This is a genomic window from Reyranella sp., assembly GCF_050185545.1.
Classification (GTDB): Bacteria; Pseudomonadota; Alphaproteobacteria; order Reyranellales; family Reyranellaceae; genus Reyranella.
This window is the reverse complement of the sequence record NZ_JBFWZI010000150.1, coordinates 1-18,679: the sequence shown is the minus strand read 5'-3', so window position 1 is coordinate 18,679 and position 18,679 is coordinate 1. Positions and strand designations below refer to the sequence as shown.

Below are 18,679 nucleotides of genomic sequence, written 5' to 3'. Positions count from 1 at the left end.
CTACTCCGGCTCGATGCCGGCGATCTTCGCGATGGCGGCGTAGCGCGCCACCTCGGCCTTGATGAAGGCGGCGAACTCAGCCGGCGAGTCGCTGCGCGGATCGAGGCCGAGCGGCGCGAAGCGCTCTTTGACCTCGCGCTGGGCCACCGCCGTGCGCATCGCCGCAGTGAGCTTGTTGACGATGGCGTCGGGCGTGCCGGCGGGCGCCAGCAGGCCCCACCAGGTGCCGACATCGTAGCCGTCGATGCCGAGCTCGTGCAGGGTCGGCAGGTTCGGCAAGGCCTCGCTGCGCCGGGCACTGGTCACGGCGAGGGCGCGCAGCTTGCCGGCGCGGATCTGCGGTGCGGTCGAGGCCACCGACATGAAGGAGAGCTGGACGTTGCCCGCGAGAAGATCGTTCAGCGCCGGCGTGTCGCCGCCGTACGGCACGTGCACGATGTCGGTGCCGGTTTTCGACTTGAAGAGCTCGGCCGCCAGGTGAAGCGGCGTGCCCTTGCCGGCCGACGCGTAGTTGAGCTGGCCGGGCTTGGCCTTCAGGAGCGCGATCAACTCCCGCAAGGTGTTGGCCGGCACGGCGGGATTGACCACTAGGACGTATGCACTGGTGGCGGCGAGGCTCACCGGCGCGAAATCCTTGACGAGATCGTAGGGCAGCTTCCTGAACAGGCTGGGCGCCAGCGCATGGGCGCCCGCGCCCATGAACAGCGTGTAGCCATCGGGCGGCGACTTGGCGACCATGTCGGCGCCGATCGTGCCGCTGGCACCGGCACGGTTCTCGACCACGAAGGATTGCCCCAGCTGCTTCTGCAATTCGGGCGCGATCACCCGGGCGACGACGTCGTTCGAGCCACCGGGCGCGTAGGAGACCACGATCTTGACCGGACGGGCCGGGTATTCCTGTGCCGCTGTCGGCACGGTGACGATGAGGGCAAGAAGGATGGCGATCCACTTCATGAGACGACTCCTGGTTTGCGTGCGGCATAGTGGGCGAGGTCGCCGCCGAGCCGGGCGGTCAGTCCGCGGCAGGCCTCGAGAAGGATGTCGCCCATCTTCTGAGCCTCGCGCTTGCGAAAGCGCGTGGCCGGGCCGGACAGCGACACGACGCCGAGGAGTTCATCCTCGGGGCCGAACACGCCGCAGGCGATCGCCGCCAGCTCGGGGTCGTACTCGCCCCGGGTGACAATGGGCAGCGGAAGGGCCGCGCTGGTGCGGATGGCCATCGGCACGGCGCCGCGCCTCATGGGATGCGAGACGCCCGAATCGAAATGCAGGAACACCCGGCCGGGCGCCCCGATGGTCAGCGGGATCAGGTCGCCCTCGCGGATGTGATCGCGCAGGGTGCGTTGCGAATCGACGCGACGCAGGCAGAAGCGGTGCTCGCCCTTGCGCACGTAGAGCGTGGCACTTTCGCCGGTGCGCGCCATCAGGTCGCGCAGCACCGGCATGATCAGTCCGTCGAGCGTCGTGCCGCGCTTGCAGATCTCGCCCAGCCGCACGACGGCCGAGCCGAGCTGGTAGCGGCCGCTCTCCAACCGAACCAGGAAGTGCGCGTTCTGAAGTGAGCGCGCCAACCGCAGGATGGTGCTCTTGTAGAAGCTCGTGCGCGCCGCCAGCTCGGCCAGCGACAGCGACGTGTCGTCGGCCCGGAAAGCTGCGAGCACTGCGAGCGCCCGCTCCACCGACGTCATGGTCTTGCCCATCGCACCGTTGCCTACAGCAGAACGCCCTTTCCTTTTGACAGAATATCCGGGCGCTCCGTATTTTCGCCAGCGTGAAGTTGGCCCGAGCGATTTCCGATTTCGAGGGAACCGCAAGCGACCCCTCAAAACCGAATGCGCGCATCGGGGTTGGTTGTTGCAGCAGGTACATTCCGCTCGGCTGTTCCGGCGAACGGTGTGTGCCCGAGGAGTCGTGCGATGGAGATCCGCCGGACCCCGATCGAGCATCCGTCCGCTTGGCGCGGCGTCGACATGGCGGATGACCCCGCGTGGCGCGTCGCGCTCGGACCGGCCGAAATCGCCGAGATCGAGCAGGCGCTCGCCGGCGTGCAGCGCCGCGGCCTGCGGGCCGGTGACTTCTCTGCCGACGATTTTCCGCTGCCGGCGGTCGAGGCGATCCTGCAGCGTTGCCGCGACGACGTGCTGAACGGGCGGGGCTTCGTGCTGCTGCGCGGCCTGCCGGTCGCCGGCCGCGACCTCGAGGCAATACGCGCGCTCTACTGGGGCATCGGCCTGCGGCTCGGCACGCCGGTGACGCAGAATCTCGCCGGCGACCTGATGGCCGAGATCACCGACCGCGGCCTCGACGTCAACGCGCTGAACGTCAAGCCGTCGCAGACCAACGCCGAGCAGCGCCCGCACAGCGACCCGGCCGATATGGTGGCGCTGCTGTGCGTGCGCCGGCCGGAGGCGGGCGGGCTCAGCCGCATCGCCAGCTCGCTCGCGATCTACAACGAGATCCTAGCGCACCATTCGGACTATCTCGACGTGCTGTATCGCGGCTTCCATCACGATCTGCGCGGCGACGCCTCGAAGGACAGCCCCTACGGCGTCACGCCGCAGCCGATCCCGGTCTACCGCTGCCGCGACGGCGTGGTCAGCAGCGTGTTCAACGCCAGCACCATCAAGGACGCGCAACGTCGCATGCCCACCGGCGTGCCGGCGCACGAGATGGCGGCGGTCGACCATATCGTGGCCCTCGCCCATCGCGACGATCTGCGGCTGGAGATGGATTTCCGACCCGGCGACATGCAGATCCTGAACAACTACACGGTGCTGCATTGGCGCACCGCCTTCGTCGACGGCGCCGACGCGGCGCACAAGCGCCTGCTCTATCGCTTCTGGGTCAATGTGCCGGGATCGCGGCCGATCGATCCGGCGATGGCCGCCGGCTACATCACGGGCGCCCAGACGGGGCGGGCGATGGCGAACGCGCATGCCTGATGCGACCCTTGTCACCGGCGGCAGCAACGGCATCGGCCGCGCCATCGTGCGGCGCCTCGCCGGCGAAGGCCATACGGTGGTCAATGTCGACATCGCCGAGCCGCCCGCCGGGTCGCCGGGTCACTTCTGCCGGATCGATCTTGCAGACAAGGCCCGAGCACGAGCGGAGCTGGCGAAGCTCGCCGGCGAATTCGCGCTGACCAGGGTCGTCAACAATGCCGGCATCGTGCGGGCAAGGCCGGTCGAGCAGGTCACAGCCGAGGAATTCGACGAGGTGGTCGCCGTCAACCTGGGCGGGGCGATCCTCGCCACGCAGGCTGCCTTGCCGGCGATGCGCGCCGCCCGCTTCGGGCGCATCGTCAACATCAGCAGCCGGGCGGTGCAGGGGCGGCCCCACCGCACGGTCTATTCCATGACCAAGGGCGGGCTTCTGGCCATGACCCGAACCTGGGCGCTGGAATTCGCCGCCGACGGCATCACGGCCAACGCGATCGGACCCGGTCCGGTCGACACGGAGACGTTCCGCCGCAACAATTCGCCCGCCATCGTCGCCAACGTGCTCGCGGCCATCCCCATGAAGCGCCTCGCCGTCGCCGACGACGTGGCCCAGGCGGCGAGCTTCTTCCTCGACGCGCGCTCGGGCTTCATCACCGGCCAGATGCTGCATGTCTGCGGCGGCCAGACGCTCGGCTTGCAGCCCGCCGCATGAACCGCGACGCCGTTCTCGTCACCGGCGCCAGCCGCGGCATCGGCGCCGCCATCGCCGAGTGGCTTGCCGGCGACTACCACGTGGTCAATCTCGACGTCGCGCCGCCGGCGAAACCCTCGCCGGCCGAGCTCGTGCAGATCGACCTTCGCGATCTCGCGGCGACCCGCGCCTGTCTCGCCGACCTCTGCACCCGCCATCGCTTCACTCGGCTGGTCAACAATGTCGGCATGTCGTCGGCGGTGCCGCTGGCCGAGCTGGGCGACGATCTGACCGAGGCCTCGATCGCGCTCAACCTGCGCGCTGCCCTGCTCTGCCTGCAGGCGGTGCTGCCGGCGATGACCGAGGCGGGCTTCGGCCGCGTCGTCAACATGGGCAGCCGGGCGGCCCTCGGGAAGGAACTGCGTACGGTCTACAGCGCGACCAAGGGTGGCATGCACGCCCTGACGCGGACCTGGGCGCTCGAGCTCGCCGACCGCGACATCGCGGTCAACGCCGTGGCCCCCGGCATGATCGACACCGAGCTGTTTCGCGGCGCCAATCCGCCCGACTCGCCGATCACGAAGAAGCTGGTCGGCGCCATCCCGATGAAGCGACTGGGCACGCCGGACGACGTGGCCAAGGTCGTGGCGTTCCTGCTGTCCGACGGCGCGGCCTACATGACCGGCCAGATCGTCCATATCTGCGGCGGCCTCTCGGTCGGCGCGGTTCTCGAGTGAGGCACGAGGCGATGTTTCCCCACTTCTTCACTGCCAGCGACGGGCTCCGGCTCGCCTACTACATCGACGACAACACCGATCCGTGGGCCAACGCGCCCACGCTCCTGATGCTGCACGCCGCGATGGGATGCGCCGAGCGCTTCTATGCCTGGGTGCCGATGCTGTCGCGGCACTACCGCGTGCTGCGGCCCGACCTGCGCGGCCACGGCAATTCGGCGACTCCGCCTGTCGACAGCGCGTTCGGCATCGACCGTCTGATGAAGGACACGCTGGAGCTGATGGATTCGCTCGGCGTCGCGAGCGCCCACGTCGTCGGCAACTCGGCCGGCGGCTATATCGGCCAGAACCTCGCCATGGCCTATCCCGACCGGGTCAAGAGCCTGATCCTGTTCGGATCGACCCCGGGCCTGCGCAATAGCCAGGCGGCGACCTGGGTACCGCGCATCGCCAAGGACGGCATCCGGAAATTCCTGATGGACACCATCGCCGACCGCTTCGTGCCGGGCACCGATCCGCGCAAGATCGAATGGTTCGTCGCCCGCGCCGCCGAATGCGACCCGGCCTATATTGGCCGATTCGTCAGCCACATGGCGTCGCAGGACTGGAGCGACAAGCTCGGTGCCATCAAGTGCCCGACTCTGCTGGTGATACCGGGCGCCGAGACGGTGGGCTCGATCACGAACTACGACGTCATGCGCGAGCGCATTCCCGACGTGCAGCTGATCGCCTACGAGGGCCTGCCGCACAACATCGGCGAGGCTGCCCCCGAACGCTGCGCCGAGGACGTGCTGGCCTTCCTGCGCTGGCGCTTCGGCCAACCCTCGCCGCCGCTTCACGTCGCCCAACCGCATTGACCCCCATTGACCCGGAGCTCCTGATGCGTCGTCTTTTTCTGTTTGCCCTGTCCTTCGGCCTGCTCGCCTTCGATCTCCAGGCCCAACCCTTCCCGGCCCGGTCGGTCCGCATTGTCATCCCCTACCAGCCGGGCGGCGGCACCGACATCCTTGTGCGCATCCTGACACCCGAGGTCTCGCGCACGCTCGGCCAGCAGCTCGTGATCGAGAACAAGCCGGGCGGGGCGTCCCAGATCGGCACGCAGATCGTCACCGACGCCGCGCCTGACGGCTACACGATCCTCGCCGCCGACAGCGCGCTGCTGGTCAATCCCGGCCTGTTCGGGTCCAAACTGCCCTACGACACGTTGAAAAAACTGACCGGCATCACGATGATGGCGAGCGGTCCGGTGCCGCTCCTGCTCCATCCCTCGGTGCCGGCAACCGATCTGCAGGCGCTAGTGGCGCTCGCCAAGGCGAAGCCCGGCACGCTCAATTTCGCTTCCGGCGGCAACGGCAGCGCGCCTCACCTTGCCGGCGAGCTGTTCAAGCAGGTCGCGGGCATCGACATCGTCCACGTGCCCTACAAGGGCACGGCGCCGGCCTTGAACGACCTGATGGCCGGCGCAGTGCAGATGATGTTCGGCGGCATAAGCTCGTCGCGCCAGTTCGTCGAGCAGGGCAAGCTGCGCGCCGTGGCGATGAGCGCCAACAAGCGCTCTCCAGCCATGCCGACCGTGCCGACCTTCGCCGAGGCCGGGCTGGCCGGCGTCAACGCCGAGAGCTATTGGGGCCTCTACGCGCCAGCCGGCACGCCGGCCGACGTGCTGAGGGTCCTGAACGAGCATTTCGTCAGGGCACTCAAGGACCCCAAGATCATCGCCCAGCTGAACGAGCTCGGCTTCGAGATCATCGCCAATACGCCGGCCGAGCACACCGCCCAGTTCGCCAAGCTGGTGGCGGCGTGGACGCAGACCATTCAGAAGGCTGGCATCAAGCTGGAATGAATGCGGGCTATGTCGCCGTCGGGTCGCGCAGGGCTGCGACTTCCTGGGCGAAGATCATGCCTTCCTGACCGATCATCGTCGGATCGCGCGGCGAGGTCAGGTATCGGGCGAACAGCCAGATTCCGTCGCCCGGGTTGTCGACGATCTCGGCCTCGGCGCCATCCACCAGCATGATCGAGGTGCCCGGCGCCAGGTCGCGGACGTTGATCGGCCCGCTCACTCTGCCGTCCTCATTCCGCTGCCCGTCGCTCGCCGACGCGCCATGTCGCAAGCTGCGACCAGTCGGCGGCCTCCATGAATTCGGACCAACGACGGTAGAAATTGCGCATCGGCTGCTCGCTCGACTGCACCTCGGTGAGGTCGATGACCTCACCGGGCACGCTAAGGCCCTGGTACTGGTAGTCGGTGACGGTGGTGCCACTGCCCTGGTCGTAGTTGTAGGGATAGCGGCGCGCGATCGTGCCGCGGCTCGCGGCGTGCGCATAGTTCCAGTTTTCCATGTCGTCCTGCTCGGTCATCCCGGCGGGACCGGAGTAGCGGATGTAGTAGTCGCGCAGGAACTGCTTGACCTCGCCCGGCGCATCGCGATCGACGAAGTACCAGCGCCAGCATTCGGTCTGGTGCGGACCGCGCGGATGCCAACCGGCCATCGTTCGCGGCTGGCGCGACAGCAGGGCGGTGTTCGGAAAGATCTCGCCGGGGGCGCCGACCAGCCGGGCCTCCTCGCCACGGAGACGGCGCTTCTCCTGCTCGCAATGGCGGAAATACTCGGCGACAATCGGCGCATTCATATAGGCCGGCGGCGGCAGCTTGTCGGCCGGCAGCACATAGAGGATCGTCTGGTGGCCGCGGTCGGGGATGCAGACATGCAGCTTGCGGCTCACGTCGCGCTCGCCCATGTCGCGGCGGCCGGCACCCGACGGTCCGATCCCGGCCAGATCGACCGAGCGGTGGCTGATGTTGTGATAGGTGTCGCCGCTGAAATTTTCCGCCGGGAACTTCCAGTTGCAGGGCACCAGCCATTTCTGGACGCCGCACAGCACCTCGGCCTGGGCCTCGCGTCCGTCCCAGCCGTCGAGCTGCAGGTCGAGAAAGCGGGTGAAGCCGCCGAGATACTCGGCGAAGGACGGCGCCGCCGGGTCCCAGGTTGCCCAGATCGATCCCTTGTAGTTGGCGAGCTGCGCGACCTCGACGAGACCCCATTTCTCCTTGTCGAGCCGCGAGTGGTACGCCTCGCGGAAATACGGCACGCCGACCAGGCGTCCATCGGTACCGTAGCTCCAGCCGTGATAGGGGCAGGTGAAAACCGGCGTCGAGCCTTCGTCGTAGCGACACACCTTCATGCCGCGATGGCGGCAGGAATTGAGAAAGACGTGAATCCGGCCAGCCCGGTCACGGCACAGGATCACCGACTCCTCGCCCATCGACGACACGAAATAGTCGCCTGGCTTGGGGATCTGGCTTTCGTGCCCGACATGGAGCCAGGCACGCGCGAAGATGCGCTCCTGCTCCTCGGCGTAGATGTCCTCGTTGACGAAGATTTCGCGGCTGATCTCGCCTGCCTGCAGGTCGACCAGGCCGGAGCGATAACCCCGGCTTCCCTCCATCGCCATGGCGGCCACCTCAAATGAAAAACGTCAGGTTCTTCGTCAGCAGCACGTTCTGGTCGAGAATAATCTTGCGCCGCGCGAGAAGCCAGCCCGCCCCGTTGCGGCGCAGCAAATCCTCGCGCTTGCCCACCAGGATGTCGGTCTCGGTCTCGACCCGGTTGCGATAGATCAGGAAGCGGCAGGTGACCGATACGTCCTGCGCCTCCGCAACGGATGGCTCGGCGTTCTGCACCTGCACATTGGTGATGAGATGCGACAGGCGCGAGCGCGGCTCCTCGGCCCAATGAATGCCGGTCTCGATCTGCTTCACGCGGCGGGCGAGAGTCTCTTTGCCCTCGTCGAACCAGTTGACGTCGGTGACCGCGCTGGTGAACTCGCGCTCGTCCTCGCCAACCTTGACGTTGCGCCGCATCGGCATCCAGTATCGGACGTCCTCGGCCAGCAGGTCGAGCCAGTCGCGATAGCGCCGTTGGTCGAGCAGCTCGGCCTCGCGATACAGGAAATCGGTAATCTCCTGGCCGAGCAGCAGCCGCTCGATGCGGGCGTCGCGTTCAGACACGGCCGACCTCCACGGCGCGCCGGTCCTCGACGACCATTGCCGCCGCCTTTTCCGCGATCATGATGGTAGGGGTGTTGGTGTTGCCCGAGGTGATCGTCGGCATCACGGACGCATCGATCACGCGCAGGCCCTCCAGGCCGGTGACACGCAGCCTGGCATCGACCACCGCCATCGGGTCGGAGGCGATGCCCATCTTGGCCGTGCCGACGGGATGGAAGATGGTGGTGCCGATGTCGCCGGCGGCCTTGGCCAGGGCTGCGTCGTCGTCGCCGACACTCGGCCCGGGCAGGAACTCTTCCGGCCGATAGGCCTGCAGCGCGTGCTGCTGCATCAGGCGGCGCGTGACGCGGATCGCGTCGGCGGCGACGCGGCGGTCCTCGTACGTCGCGAGATAGTTGGGTGCGATCACCGGCTTGGCCGACGGATCGCGCGAGCGCAGGCGCACCGTGCCGCGCGAGGTCGGGCGCAGGTTGCAGGCGCTGACGGTGACCGCCGGGAAGCGGTGCAGGGGATCGCCGAACTTGTCGAGCGACAGGGGCTGAACATGGAACTGGATATTCGGCCGATCGTGCTCGGGCGAGGAGGTCGTGAAGATGCCGAGCTGCGAGGGCGCCATGGTGAGCGGGCCGGTCTGGAACAGCGCGTACTCGGCACCCATCAGACCGCGGCCGATCAGCGAGTGATAGGTCTCGTTCAGCGTCTTGACGCCGTGCACCTTGTAGATTGCGCGCTGCTGCAGGTGGTCCTGCAGGTTGTTGCCCACACCCGGCTTGTCGCAGACCAGCGGGATGCCGAGCTCGGCCAGCCGGTCGGCCGGGCCGACGCCCGACAGTTGCAGGATCTGCGGCGAGGCGATGGCGCCGGCCGACAGGATGATCTCGCCCCTCGTCCGCGCCTCGACGAGACGGCCGTTCTGACGGAAAGTTACGCCGACGGCGCGCTTGCCCTCGAACAGCAGCTTTTCCACCAGCACACCGGTCTCGAGGCGCAGGTTGGACCGGCCGAGGACCGGCTTCAGGAACGCCCGCGCCGCCGACCAGCGCACGCCGCGCTTCTGATTGACGTGGAAGTAGCCGACGCCGGTGTTGTCACCGGTATTGAAGTCATCCGTACGCGGGATGCCCATCTCGGCCGCCGCCCGGGCGACGGCATCGAGGACGTCCCAGCGCACGCGAGGCTCCTCGACGCGCCATTCGCCGCCGGCGCCGTGATGCTCGGTGTCGCCCAGGAAGTGATTGTCGAGCCGCTTGAAGGCGGCACGCACGTCGTCCCAGCCCCAACCGGGCAGGCCGAGCTGGCGCCAGCAATCGTAATCCTGCGCCTGGCCGCGCATCGAGATCATGGCGTTGATCGCCGAGCAGCCGCCGATCACTTTGCCGCGCGGGTATTTCAGGCTGCGGCCGTTCAGCCCCGGCTCCTTCTCGGTCTCGAACATCCAATCCGAGCGCGGATTGCCGATGGCGAACAGGTAGCCCACCGGGATGTGGAACCAGATCCAGTTGTCGCGACCGCCGGCCTCCAGCACCAGCACGCGTGACCGCGCATCGGCCGACAGCCGGTTGGCGACCACGCAGCCGGCCGAGCCGGCCCCGATCACGATGTAGTCGAAGTCGCCTTCGACATGAGTCTCGGCATCAGCCGCCATGGCATGCTCCTCGGCCCGAATGATGCGACGCGACGACAGCCGCCGACAACGACAATCACGTTCTTCACATCTGCGAGTAGCCCGAGCCCGGTGTGTCGACGCCGCGGCCCGCGCCGGTATCGACCCAGCCGAACTCCTTCAGGATCTGCTGGCTGTAGGTCACGCGGCCGTTCACCTTGTCGGCGGGCTCGCTGGCGAGCAGCAAGGCCGCGTTGGCCATCATCGACGGCGGCTCGCCGCGCGGATCGTCGAGGCTCTCGACCAGCTTGTGATAGACGGTGCCGGCCGTCGGCACGACCTGAGAAGGCGACACGCAGCTCACGGCGATGCCGCCATGATGCGACACCTCCTGCGCCAGCCCCTGGGTAAAGCGCTCGAGGGCGGCCTTGCTGGCGCCGTACATGACTCCGCCGCGCACCGTCTGGTCCGCATAGGGGCCGCGCCCCGGACCGATCGCCGAGCCGGAGGAGACGTTGACGATGGCGCCGCGGCCCAGCGCGGTCATGTCGGGCAGCACCGCTTTCGACAGGATGAAAGGTGCGTGGATGTTGACGGCAAAGGCCTTGATCCAGCGGCTGGTCGGATACTCGGCGGTCGGGATGTAGTAATTGAGGGCGGCGTTGTTCACCAGCGTGTCGATCCGGCCATAGGCCGAGCGCGCAACCTCGATCAGCCGCAGACATTCGGCCTCCGTAGAGATGTCGGCCGCGACCGCGGTCGCCTCGCCGCCGGCCGACGTGATAGCGGCAACGGTGCTGGCCAGGGATCCCGCGAGCTGATGATCGCCCTCGTTCGCCGTCCGGGCCACGCACACCACCTTGGCACCCTCGCACGCAAACAGCTCGGCAATCGCCCGACCGATGCCGCGACTCGCCCCGGTGACGACGGCCACCCGCCCGTTCATCCTGGTGCCTTGCATTCCGGCCATGGCTGCCTCCCCTTGACTGTCGAAATCCGGCCCTTGCCGGACCGGCCGACAGACGCGCACAATTCCGCCAATACGGGAGCGAAGCCATGCAATACAAGCGCATTTCCGCCGATTGCCATCTCGACATGCCGTGGATGCCGCCGGACCTGTTCACGTCCATGGCGTCGCGCGAGATGAAGGACCGCATGCCTTTCGTGGTCGAGACCGACGATGGCCCGAAATGGACAGCCAACAACGGCGCCAGCTTCGGCTACAAGAACGGCGTCGGCCCGGCCGGCTCCAAGTACGTCCCGGGCAAGCATCATCGCGTCGACGTCATGGCCGGGACCGGCCTCTATAGTGACGGCGCCAAGGACATCCGCCGCGTATCCGACCCGCACCTGCGCATCAAGGATCTCGACCGCGACGGCGTCGACGCCGAGGTGATCTACGGCATCCTGGGCGCCTCGAGCCGGCTCAACGACCGCGACGCCTCGAACGAGATGCTGCGCATCTACAACGACTGGCTGAAGGATTTCTGCAGCCACTATCCCGACCGACATATCGGCCTCGCCTGCCTGCCCTATGGCGACATCGACGCCGCGGTGAAGGAAATCTATCGCGTGGCCAAGCTCGGGCTGCGCGGCCTCGAACTCTCCTGTTCGTGGGACATGGAGCCGATGTGGCATCCGATGTGGGATCCGCTGTGGAAGGCGGTGAACGACGTGCAGCTGCCGCTGCACTTCCACACCTTCCCGACCGTGCCGCCGAACACCATCGAGAAGCACGGCGGCCGTGTCGGCCGCTCGGTGTTCTTCACCGTCGTCTCGGGCTTCCAGATGAATCTGGTGAACATTCTCGCCGCCATCATGGGCGCCAACGTGCTGGAGCGCTTCCCGAACCTGCGCATCGCCTTCGGCGAGAGCGGCTGCGGCTGGATCCCCTACGCTCTCGACCGCATGGATTTCGAATGGGAGGACCGCTTCACCGACCTCGGCCTCAAGATGAAGCCATCGGACTACTGGCGTCGCCAGTGCAAGGCCACCTTCCAGTTCGATCGCATTGGCGCCAAGCTGATCGACGACATGGGCGCCGAGAGCCTGATGTGGGGCTCCGACTACCCGCACGGCGACGGCGTGTGGCCGAACTCCGACCAGTACATCAAGGAGCAGTTCGCCGACGTGTCGCCGGAGGTCACCAGGATGATCACCTGCACCAACGCCGGCAAGTTCTACGGGCTGATCAACTAGCCCAGTCCGCAATCGACGGAACGAAGCGGCCGAGCCTGGCAACAGGCTCGGCTGCCGTGTTGTTGGGCTTCCCCCTGGGCCAAGTTGTGATCTACGACTTCAGAAAGTCTTCTGGGTCGATCCCCGCCTACCTCAGAATTGCTCGCAGCGTTTATTCCGGCATGTCTCCCGGGTGGTTGGGAATGGTCGTGAACTTTCGAGTACCCGCGTGGAACCAAATCTCGTGGCTGCCCGCAGCGTGCCTCTTGAATTCGAATCCCATTTTGCGGAGCCGCGCTGTTATCTCACGATATCGGAGGCCCGAAAGCCGGCCCAATATCAATTCCTACGCAGCAACGACCAAGGGGTAGTCGAAAGCATCACCGGGTTCCGGCAGCGTCCCGGGCCTCGGATCGATGCCCTGCTCCTCGAGCAACCGACGGGCGACGTCTCGCGGGATCTCAAGCGTTTCCGTGACCGTCCTGCCTTGAGCGACGAGACCAGGCACGTCGTCACTGATGGCGAGGTAGACGCCCCCTGGCAACTTCTCGATATGCAAGCGAACAATGCGTTCCATTGCGATACTATCGTCCCATACTCGCGTCGCTCAAGCGCCACCGTCGACCTTCGCAACCGGCAGGCGGTCAATAGACGTGAGCAGTAGGGCCGACACCGCGAACGTCATGTGCATGACGACCAGCACGTGGAGCTTGTCGTTGATCACCGTGTCCGTTCGATGCCGACCTTGAGATGCCGGCCGGCGGTCTTCTCTTCGGCCAAGGTCAGGTGAAGGCCTTGAACGTGATGACGGTGAAGGTGTCCTTCACGCCGGGCAGCGTCTGGATGCGGCTGGTCACGAAGTGGCCGATATCGGTCTTGTCGTCGAGATAGCACTTCATCAGCAGATCGTACTCGCCAGACGTCGAATAGACCTCCGATACCTGCTCGACGCCGCACGCATCGTCGGCCACGGCGTAGGACTTGCCCAGCTCGCATTTCACCATGACGAAGATGGTCTGCATGGCGCCGCCCCTGCTCCGGGGTCAGTCTAGCGTGACGGCCGGGCGAGAAAGGCCGGAACGTGATCGCCCAGCCCCACCGGCGCCCGCTCGTCGCGGTCCCGGCGGCTCTCGTGCCGCCGCTCGGCGCGATGCTCCGGCCGGCGCTCGCGACGCTCCTCGCGAGTCTCGCGGCGATCCTCGCGATGATCGCGTCCCTCAGGATGACGCTCGCGCTGAGTCGGCTCGGCACGCTGCGTTTGCTCCTCGCCACCAGGCCCGCGATCACGGTGGCGCTCGTTCCGCTTCGGGCGCTCGCTGCGATCGTCGGTGCGATGCCCGCGCTCCTCGGAGCGTCGCGTACGACCTTCGGCGCGACGGCCGCGTCCTTCTGCGCGAGGCCCGTGCTCGTCTGCGTGCTGGGCGCGCTCCCCGGCCTGCTGGACAGGCTCGGCGTGCGCTTCGGGGCGGCCCTGCTCTTCCGTTTGCGGTGCCCGCTCGCGACGCTCACGCGGCGCCCGCGTCCGCTCGGTGCCGCGACCGCGACCCCGGCCCCGGCCCCGGCCGCGACGACGGCCGTCCGAGTCCTCGAAGGCCACGAGCTCGACGCCGGGCACCTCGATGCGCGGGATCGAGGTGCCGATCAGCTTCTCGATCGCCTGCACGAGATCGCCCTCGGACGGCGAGGCAAGCGTGAACGAATGGCCCGTCTTGCCGGCGCGGCCGGTGCGGCCGATGCGATGGACGTAGTCCTCCGGCGAGAAGGGGACGTCGAAATTGAACACGTGACTCATGTCGACGATGTCGAGGCCGCGCGCGGCGACGTCCGACGCCACCAGGATCTGGATCTCGCCCTGCTTGAAGCGATCGAGCGTCTCCATGCGCGCCGGCTGGCTCATGTCGCCGTGCAGGGCGCCGGCATTGAAGCCGTGCTTCTTGAGCGAGCCCTGCAGGATGGCGACGTCGCGCTTGCGGTTGCAGAACACGAGGGCGTTCTTGACGTCCTGGCTGCGGATCAGCTGGCGCAGCGCCTCGCGCTTGTCTTCCTCGGGCACGACCGCGAGGCCCTGCACGATGTTGGTGCCGGCCGAGGCCGGCGGCGACACCGTGACTTCCTTGGGGTTGCTGAGGAAGCGGTCGGCCAGCCGCCGGATCTCGGGCGGCATGGTGGCGGAGAAGAACAGGGTCTGGCGCAGCGGCGGCAGCAGGCTGACGATGCGCTCGACGTCGGGGATGAAACCCATGTCGAGCATGCGATCGGCTTCGTCGATCACCAGTACCTTGACGTCGTTCAGCAGGACCTTGCCGCGCTCGAAATGATCGAGCAGGCGGCCGGGTGTGGCGATCAGGACGTCGACGCCGCGCTCCAGCGCCCGCTCCTGATCCTCGAAGCTCACGCCGCCGATCAGCAGCGCCATGTTGAGCTTGTTGTTCTTGCCGTAGATCTCGAAGTTCTCGGCCACCTGGGCGGCCAGTTCGCGCGTCGGCTCGAGGATGAGCGAGCGTGGCATGCGCATCTTGGCGCGGCCCTCGGCGAGAATGTCGATCATCGGCAGGACGAAAGAGGCGGTCTTGCCCGTCCCGGTCTGGGCGCATCCCAGAACGTCACGCCCCATCAGCACGATGGGAATGGCTTTTTCCTGGATCGGGGTGGGCTGGGTGTAGCCCTTGTCGGCAACCGCTTGCAGTACCGGGGCGCTCAGCCCCAAACTCTCAAAACTCATTTAATTTCCGTTACTTAGTCCATTTTTCCGCTGGACTGTGGAGCGGTCTCATAAGGCCCAAGGCGTGGGCCGGACCACTTGCGGCCCTTCATATGACCCTTGGGCTTGCCCAAGTCAATGCAGGCTTCCTGCGGGATCGGGTCGCGGTCGAGGAGCGGTGCCACACGATCACGCCTTGAGCTCGATCTCGACAAACACGAACTCGAAGGCGTTGGGATTGATGACGTCGTGCTCGACGCCGGTCAGGCGGGCGTACGAGACACCAGCCCGCAGCGGTGCCGGCACCGTCGTCTTGCCGTCGTAGATGTGCAGCTCGCCGGTCGTCACCGGGACGACGACATAGTCGTGATTGTGTCGGTGCCAGCCGGTATGGCTGCCGGGCGGGAAGCGCCATTCAGTGACGATCACGCGGTCGTTCTCGACCTGTACGGTGGGCTTTGCCAGGGGGCGTTCCTGGTTGCTCGAGAGAGGTTGCTGGCCGGTCATGACAAAAAGCTAATGGCACGCCGCCCTTTTGTCAGGTGACAGCACAGCGCGACCTGATAGGGTGCATATGCACCCAATAAAGTACCCCTGCATGTCCCACCCGCTTCTCACGGCACCTCTCGGCGTCAGCCTGCTGCGCCTCGCCGGTCCGACGACCGCCGTCATGGTGGCGCAGACCCTGGTCGCGATCGCCGAGACCTATTTCTTCGGCCGGCTCGGCACCGACGCCCTGGCGGGATTCGCGCTGGTTTTTCCGTTCATGATGCTGATGACCATGATGGCCGCCGGCGGCATGGGCGGTGGCGTCGCTGCGGCCACGGCACGCGCGCTGGGCGCCGGCCGCCGCGACGATGCGCGTGCCCTGGTGCTGCACGCCATAATCCTGGGCCTCTTCCTTGCCCTGCTGTTCACGCTCATGGCCTGGACCATCGCACCGAGCCTCTATCGCCTGCTGGGCGGCAGCGGTGCGGCACTGGCCCACGCCGAGACCTACAGCCACGTGCTGTTCACCGGCTCGCTCGCGGTGTGGGCCAACTTCTTCTTCTCCGCCCTGCTGCGCGGTGGTGGCGATGCCGCTACGCCCGGGCGCTACATGCTGTTCTCCTCGCTGGCGCAGATCCCGTTGTCCGGTGTCCTGGCGCTGGGCGTCGGTGACTGGCCGGGCCTCGGCATGGCGGGGCCGGCCGTGTCCTCGGTGGCGACCATGACGGCCGCGGCGCTGCTGCAGGCGCGTGCCCTGTGGCGTGGTAAGCTCGGCTTCATCCCGACGCTGCGCGGCATCCCGCTGCAGGGGCGGTTGTTCTGGGAAATCCTGCGGGTCGGACTGATCGCCTCGTTCTCGGCGCTGACCGCCAATCTCACCGCCATGCTGGTCACAGGCCTGGTCGGGCGTTTCGGCGTAGCCGCCCTGGCCGGCTACGGCATCGGCGTGCGGCTCGAGTTCATGCTGGTGCCGCTCGCCTTCGGCATCGGCTCGGGCCTCACCACCCTGGTCGGCGTGGCGGCCGGCGCCAGCGACTGGAAGCGTGCGGTACGTGCCGCGTGGTTCGGCGGGCTGGTCGCCTTCGGTCTGATCGGAACCTTCGGCTGGATCGTCGCCCTGGTTCCGGAAGGCTGGGCGCGCCTGTTCACCGCCGATCGCGAGGTGATCGCCGCCACCGTCGGCTACATCACCCATGTCGCCCCGTTCTATTGCCTGTTCGGCCTCGGCATGACCTTGAGCTTCGCCAGCCAGGGCGCCGGCCGCATGAAGGCGCCGTTCTTCGCCGGGATCGCGCGCATGGCGATTGCGACCGTGGGCGGCTGGCTGGCGGTGGAGAAGCTCGGCCTTGGCCTCGACGGCGTGTTCACCGCGATCGCGATCGGCATGATCGCTTTCGGCGGGCTGATCGCCGGCCCGCTGCTGGTGAAGCCCTGGGGACCAAAACGCTCACTCAATCGTGCTAGGCTTTCGCCGAGAACGGGAGGAAGCCATGCTGCGCCCCTCGACGATCGCGACCTGGAACCGCAACCCCGCTGACGAAGAGGCGATGGGCGCCGCCCATGCGCCGATCTGGCGGCGCATGGTCGATGTCTCGGTGCCGCACGATCTCAGCGGCTCTACGATCCTCGATTACGGCTGCAACCAGGGCGGCTTCCTGCGCCTGCTCTACGACCGCCAGCCGTTCAAGTCGGCGGTCGGGCTCGACATCGCCCGCGAATCGGTGGCGCGCGCCGACCTGCTGAAGGGACACCGGCCGATCGAATACAGGGTCGGCGACAGCGCGGCCGACCTCGGACGCACCTTCGATTTCGCCTTCAGCCACGAGGTGCTCTACCTGCTGCCCGATCTCGCCCGGCATGCCGCCGACATGAGGTCGGCGTTGCGCATCGGGGGCGCCTACGTGGCAGCCATGGGTTGCCACACCGACAGCTCCGTATGGCCGCGCTGGCGGCAGTTGATTTCCGAGACATCGTCGATCCCGATCTACGACCATTCTCTGGAGGCCGTGGCCAGAACCTTCACCGAGTCGGGCTTTACCGTGGCAGTGCGACCGCTCGATCTCGATGCCTTCATGCCTGTGACGGTGGGCAGCCCCTACTTTCCCAGGATCGTCGACCAGTTGCGCTATTACAGCCAGGACAAGGTTCTGTTCCGCTTCGTGCGTAAACCTTAGGCAAATCCCGCGGTGGAGATCGCCCAAATCGCAATTGCCTTCCGTAACCTTGGGCCAGTCGTCCCGTTCTCCTCGGCGAACAACCAAGGAGCATTCCATGGACGACAAGCCGAAGAAGGACAGCCACCTCGAAGGCGAAGGCAGCTACAGCGGCACCCGCGAGTACAACCAGGCGACCTCCGAATTCATCAGGAAGGGCAAGGTCGAGAAGGCCGCAAAGGAGGCCAAGCGCGCCGTCGACTCGGTCGAAGCGGCCGAGCTGAGGGTCGCCGAGGAAAAGGGCAAGCAGGGTGACCCGCGCAAGATGGACAAGGGCGCGCGCCGGTCGGGCTGACCGGACACTCAGGATCTTCAGGACCGCGGGCGTCTTCCGGACCGCGGGCGTCTCGCCCGCTCATGAAATCTGAGCGGGCGAGACGCCCGCGGTCCGGAAGACGCCCGCGGTCCGGGAGAAAGCTCAGGTCGCCGCCGCGGGCTCGACCACGGGATAGCCGCCGACCACCTTCCGGCCGTCGACGTAGGTCGAGATGCGGTCGGGATTGGCGTGGATGCCGAGCAGCCGCATCGGCTTGTCGCCGACCGTGCTGAAGCTGTGCGGGATATCGGCCGGCAGGGCGACGCAATCGCCCGCCGTGAGGCGCACCGGACTGGCTTCGCCGCCTTGCAGCCAGACATCGGCCTCGCCCTCGATGATGAACAGAAGCTCGACGTAGGGATGCCAATGCATCGGCGCGACGTAGCCCGGCGCCGAGGTCTGGATGCCGGTGCGTACCGGCGTGTCGCCGTCGGCGACCAGCGGATGGTAGAAGGCCAACGGTCCGAATTCGAGACGCGATGCCTCGGCCAGCTTGCCGACCTTGAGCGTATGCAACTGAGCCGCCATGGCGGATCTCCTGCGGAAGCGATTCATGGTCTTCCGGACCGCGGGCGTCTCGCTCGCTATGCTCATGAGCCAGCGGGACGCTCGCGGTCCGGAAGGCCATGATGATGACGCGTGACCTGCCCGTCGGGCAAGTCAGGCGCGGCACGCTTGCCGAGCTTGCGCAGGGAGCGGTCGATCCACAGGGCGCCGATCTTCTCCTGGACGCCGTTCTGGCGCAGGCGCTGGCGCAGGCAGGCGAAGTCGACCTGGTCGAGCTCCTGGTCCTGATTGAAGCA

23 protein-coding genes are annotated in these 18,679 nt (G+C 67.0%); 9 read left to right on the top strand and 14 right to left on the bottom strand.

Annotated features, from left to right (window positions below; all coding sequences use genetic code 11):
* Nucleotides 1-954, bottom strand: coding sequence for a Bug family tripartite tricarboxylate transporter substrate binding protein (locus AB7O82_RS28680; RefSeq protein ID WP_428538633.1), 954 nt, complete (start codon nucleotides 952-954; stop codon nucleotides 1-3).
* The gene (locus AB7O82_RS28675) at nucleotides 951-1,700 is read right to left on the bottom strand and encodes an IclR family transcriptional regulator (RefSeq protein ID WP_428538635.1); all 750 of its coding nucleotides are present in this window, start codon (nucleotides 1,698-1,700) and stop codon (nucleotides 951-953) included. Before AB7O82_RS28675 ends, AB7O82_RS28680 begins: the two co-directional genes overlap by 4 nt.
* 216 nt (nucleotides 1,701-1,916) lie before the next feature.
* Between AB7O82_RS28675 and AB7O82_RS28670 the strand changes: the two genes are divergently transcribed.
* From AB7O82_RS28670 to AB7O82_RS28650, 5 genes are read left to right on the top strand one after another with little or no spacing between them, the layout of a single operon-like run.
* Nucleotides 1,917-2,942: a TauD/TfdA family dioxygenase gene (locus tag AB7O82_RS28670; protein WP_428538637.1), complete on the top strand. Its 1,026-nt coding sequence runs from the start codon at nucleotides 1,917-1,919 to the stop codon at nucleotides 2,940-2,942.
* Nucleotides 2,935-3,651, top strand: coding sequence for an SDR family NAD(P)-dependent oxidoreductase (locus AB7O82_RS28665; protein WP_428538639.1), 717 nt, complete (start codon nucleotides 2,935-2,937; stop codon nucleotides 3,649-3,651). Before AB7O82_RS28670 ends, AB7O82_RS28665 begins: the two co-directional genes overlap by 8 nt.
* On the top strand, nucleotides 3,648-4,367 hold the full coding sequence (locus AB7O82_RS28660; protein ID WP_428538641.1) for an SDR family oxidoreductase: 720 nt from the start codon (nucleotides 3,648-3,650) through the stop codon (nucleotides 4,365-4,367). Before AB7O82_RS28665 ends, AB7O82_RS28660 begins: the two co-directional genes overlap by 4 nt.
* 11 nt (nucleotides 4,368-4,378) lie before the next feature.
* The gene (locus tag AB7O82_RS28655) at nucleotides 4,379-5,221 is read left to right on the top strand and encodes an alpha/beta fold hydrolase (protein WP_428538643.1); all 843 of its coding nucleotides are present in this window, start codon (nucleotides 4,379-4,381) and stop codon (nucleotides 5,219-5,221) included.
* 23 nt (nucleotides 5,222-5,244) lie between these two features.
* Nucleotides 5,245-6,207: a Bug family tripartite tricarboxylate transporter substrate binding protein gene (locus AB7O82_RS28650; RefSeq protein WP_428538645.1), complete on the top strand. Its 963-nt coding sequence runs from the start codon at nucleotides 5,245-5,247 to the stop codon at nucleotides 6,205-6,207.
* Between the two features lie 7 nt (nucleotides 6,208-6,214).
* Here AB7O82_RS28650 and AB7O82_RS28645 read toward each other — a convergent pair whose 3' ends face one another.
* The 5 genes from AB7O82_RS28645 to AB7O82_RS28625 form a co-directional block, all read right to left on the bottom strand.
* Nucleotides 6,215-6,427 (bottom strand): hypothetical protein, encoded by a 213-nt coding sequence (locus AB7O82_RS28645; RefSeq protein ID WP_428538647.1) that lies wholly within the window; start codon nucleotides 6,425-6,427, stop codon nucleotides 6,215-6,217.
* A gap of 10 nt (nucleotides 6,428-6,437) precedes the next feature.
* Nucleotides 6,438-7,820 carry an aromatic ring-hydroxylating oxygenase subunit alpha gene (locus tag AB7O82_RS28640; RefSeq protein WP_428538649.1) on the bottom strand — a complete coding sequence of 461 codons (1,383 nt, stop codon included), beginning with the start codon at nucleotides 7,818-7,820 and terminating at the stop codon, nucleotides 6,438-6,440.
* Nucleotides 7,821-7,830: 10 nt separating this feature from the next.
* Complete coding sequence (locus AB7O82_RS28635; protein WP_428538651.1) at nucleotides 7,831-8,376, bottom strand: 3-phenylpropionate/cinnamic acid dioxygenase subunit beta; 546 nt, start codon at nucleotides 8,374-8,376, stop codon at nucleotides 7,831-7,833.
* Nucleotides 8,369-10,021, bottom strand: a complete 1,653-nt coding sequence (locus AB7O82_RS28630; RefSeq protein ID WP_428538653.1) for a GMC family oxidoreductase — start codon at nucleotides 10,019-10,021, stop codon at nucleotides 8,369-8,371. Before AB7O82_RS28630 ends, AB7O82_RS28635 begins: the two co-directional genes overlap by 8 nt.
* A 64-nt stretch (nucleotides 10,022-10,085) precedes the next feature.
* Nucleotides 10,086-10,949 (bottom strand): SDR family NAD(P)-dependent oxidoreductase, encoded by an 864-nt coding sequence (locus AB7O82_RS28625; RefSeq protein WP_428538655.1) that lies wholly within the window; start codon nucleotides 10,947-10,949, stop codon nucleotides 10,086-10,088.
* Between the two features lie 86 nt (nucleotides 10,950-11,035).
* Between AB7O82_RS28625 and AB7O82_RS28620 the strand changes: the two genes are divergently transcribed.
* Nucleotides 11,036-12,178, top strand: a complete 1,143-nt coding sequence (locus tag AB7O82_RS28620) for an amidohydrolase family protein (protein ID WP_428538657.1) — start codon at nucleotides 11,036-11,038, stop codon at nucleotides 12,176-12,178.
* Between the two features lie 151 nt (nucleotides 12,179-12,329).
* On the opposite strand, the gene AB7O82_RS28615 is transcribed toward AB7O82_RS28620, so the two are convergent.
* The 5 genes from AB7O82_RS28615 to AB7O82_RS28595 form a co-directional block, all read right to left on the bottom strand.
* Nucleotides 12,330-12,494, bottom strand: coding sequence for a type II toxin-antitoxin system HicA family toxin (locus AB7O82_RS28615; protein WP_428620780.1), 165 nt, complete (start codon nucleotides 12,492-12,494; stop codon nucleotides 12,330-12,332).
* Between the two features lie 9 nt (nucleotides 12,495-12,503).
* Nucleotides 12,504-12,734 carry a type II toxin-antitoxin system HicB family antitoxin gene (locus AB7O82_RS28610; RefSeq protein WP_428538661.1) on the bottom strand — a complete coding sequence of 77 codons (231 nt, stop codon included), beginning with the start codon at nucleotides 12,732-12,734 and terminating at the stop codon, nucleotides 12,504-12,506.
* A 205-nt stretch (nucleotides 12,735-12,939) separates the two neighbouring features.
* Entirely contained in the window at nucleotides 12,940-13,179 is a 240-nt protein-coding gene (locus tag AB7O82_RS28605) for an Lrp/AsnC ligand binding domain-containing protein (RefSeq protein WP_428538663.1), read from the bottom strand.
* A gap of 26 nt (nucleotides 13,180-13,205) precedes the next feature.
* A complete protein-coding gene (locus AB7O82_RS28600; RefSeq protein ID WP_428538665.1) occupies nucleotides 13,206-14,879 on the bottom strand; it encodes a DEAD/DEAH box helicase in 1,674 nt (557 codons plus the stop codon).
* Between the two features lie 168 nt (nucleotides 14,880-15,047).
* Nucleotides 15,048-15,365, bottom strand: coding sequence for a cupin domain-containing protein (locus AB7O82_RS28595; protein WP_428538667.1), 318 nt, complete (start codon nucleotides 15,363-15,365; stop codon nucleotides 15,048-15,050).
* Between the two features lie 91 nt (nucleotides 15,366-15,456).
* On the opposite strand from AB7O82_RS28595, the gene AB7O82_RS28590 reads away from it, so the two are divergent.
* The 3 genes from AB7O82_RS28590 (at nucleotide 15,457) to AB7O82_RS28580 (ending at nucleotide 17,855) form a co-directional block, all read left to right on the top strand.
* Nucleotides 15,457-16,884 carry an MATE family efflux transporter gene (locus AB7O82_RS28590; RefSeq protein WP_428538669.1) on the top strand — a complete coding sequence of 476 codons (1,428 nt, stop codon included), beginning with the start codon at nucleotides 15,457-15,459 and terminating at the stop codon, nucleotides 16,882-16,884.
* Nucleotides 16,838-17,521 (top strand): class I SAM-dependent methyltransferase, encoded by a 684-nt coding sequence (locus AB7O82_RS28585; protein ID WP_428538671.1) that lies wholly within the window; start codon nucleotides 16,838-16,840, stop codon nucleotides 17,519-17,521. Before AB7O82_RS28590 ends, AB7O82_RS28585 begins: the two co-directional genes overlap by 47 nt.
* Before the next feature lie 97 nt (nucleotides 17,522-17,618).
* Complete coding sequence (locus AB7O82_RS28580) at nucleotides 17,619-17,855, top strand: hypothetical protein (RefSeq protein ID WP_428538673.1); 237 nt, start codon at nucleotides 17,619-17,621, stop codon at nucleotides 17,853-17,855.
* 123 nt (nucleotides 17,856-17,978) lie between these two features.
* Here AB7O82_RS28580 and AB7O82_RS28575 read toward each other — a convergent pair whose 3' ends face one another.
* Both AB7O82_RS28575 and AB7O82_RS28570 read right to left on the bottom strand, forming a co-directional pair.
* Complete coding sequence (locus tag AB7O82_RS28575) at nucleotides 17,979-18,404, bottom strand: cupin domain-containing protein (RefSeq protein WP_428538675.1); 426 nt, start codon at nucleotides 18,402-18,404, stop codon at nucleotides 17,979-17,981.
* A gap of 62 nt (nucleotides 18,405-18,466) precedes the next feature.
* Nucleotides 18,467-18,679: hypothetical protein (locus AB7O82_RS28570; protein ID WP_428620779.1), on the bottom strand; the 213-nt coding region annotated here is incomplete at its 5' end.

What these genes read in the sequence shown, in the direction of transcription:
- AB7O82_RS28680 (WP_428538633.1), bottom strand. Translation starts at nt 954, where the DNA reads ATGAAGTGGATCGCCATCCTTCTTGCCCTCATCGTCACCGTGCCGACA.
- AB7O82_RS28675 (WP_428538635.1), bottom strand. Translation starts at nt 1,700, where the DNA reads ATGGGCAAGACCATGACGTCGGTGGAGCGGGCGCTCGCAGTGCTCGCA.
- AB7O82_RS28670 (WP_428538637.1), top strand. Translation starts at nt 1,917, where the DNA reads ATGGAGATCCGCCGGACCCCGATCGAGCATCCGTCCGCTTGGCGCGGC.
- AB7O82_RS28665 (WP_428538639.1), top strand. Translation starts at nt 2,935, where the DNA reads ATGCCTGATGCGACCCTTGTCACCGGCGGCAGCAACGGCATCGGCCGC.
- AB7O82_RS28660 (WP_428538641.1), top strand. Translation starts at nt 3,648, where the DNA reads ATGAACCGCGACGCCGTTCTCGTCACCGGCGCCAGCCGCGGCATCGGC.
- AB7O82_RS28655 (WP_428538643.1), top strand. Translation starts at nt 4,379, where the DNA reads ATGTTTCCCCACTTCTTCACTGCCAGCGACGGGCTCCGGCTCGCCTAC.
- AB7O82_RS28650 (WP_428538645.1), top strand. Translation starts at nt 5,245, where the DNA reads ATGCGTCGTCTTTTTCTGTTTGCCCTGTCCTTCGGCCTGCTCGCCTTC.
- AB7O82_RS28640 (WP_428538649.1), bottom strand. Translation starts at nt 7,820, where the DNA reads ATGGCGATGGAGGGAAGCCGGGGTTATCGCTCCGGCCTGGTCGACCTG.
- AB7O82_RS28630 (WP_428538653.1), bottom strand. Translation starts at nt 10,021, where the DNA reads ATGGCGGCTGATGCCGAGACTCATGTCGAAGGCGACTTCGACTACATC.
- AB7O82_RS28625 (WP_428538655.1), bottom strand. Translation starts at nt 10,949, where the DNA reads ATGGCCGGAATGCAAGGCACCAGGATGAACGGGCGGGTGGCCGTCGTC.
- AB7O82_RS28620 (WP_428538657.1), top strand. Translation starts at nt 11,036, where the DNA reads ATGCAATACAAGCGCATTTCCGCCGATTGCCATCTCGACATGCCGTGG.
- AB7O82_RS28610 (WP_428538661.1), bottom strand. Translation starts at nt 12,734, where the DNA reads ATGGAACGCATTGTTCGCTTGCATATCGAGAAGTTGCCAGGGGGCGTC.
- AB7O82_RS28605 (WP_428538663.1), bottom strand. Translation starts at nt 13,179, where the DNA reads ATGCAGACCATCTTCGTCATGGTGAAATGCGAGCTGGGCAAGTCCTAC.
- AB7O82_RS28600 (WP_428538665.1), bottom strand. Translation starts at nt 14,879, where the DNA reads ATGAGTTTTGAGAGTTTGGGGCTGAGCGCCCCGGTACTGCAAGCGGTT.
- AB7O82_RS28595 (WP_428538667.1), bottom strand. Translation starts at nt 15,365, where the DNA reads ATGACCGGCCAGCAACCTCTCTCGAGCAACCAGGAACGCCCCCTGGCA.
- AB7O82_RS28590 (WP_428538669.1), top strand. Translation starts at nt 15,457, where the DNA reads ATGTCCCACCCGCTTCTCACGGCACCTCTCGGCGTCAGCCTGCTGCGC.
- AB7O82_RS28585 (WP_428538671.1), top strand. Translation starts at nt 16,838, where the DNA reads ATGCTGCGCCCCTCGACGATCGCGACCTGGAACCGCAACCCCGCTGAC.
- AB7O82_RS28580 (WP_428538673.1), top strand. Translation starts at nt 17,619, where the DNA reads ATGGACGACAAGCCGAAGAAGGACAGCCACCTCGAAGGCGAAGGCAGC.
- AB7O82_RS28575 (WP_428538675.1), bottom strand. Translation starts at nt 18,404, where the DNA reads ATGGCGGCTCAGTTGCATACGCTCAAGGTCGGCAAGCTGGCCGAGGCA.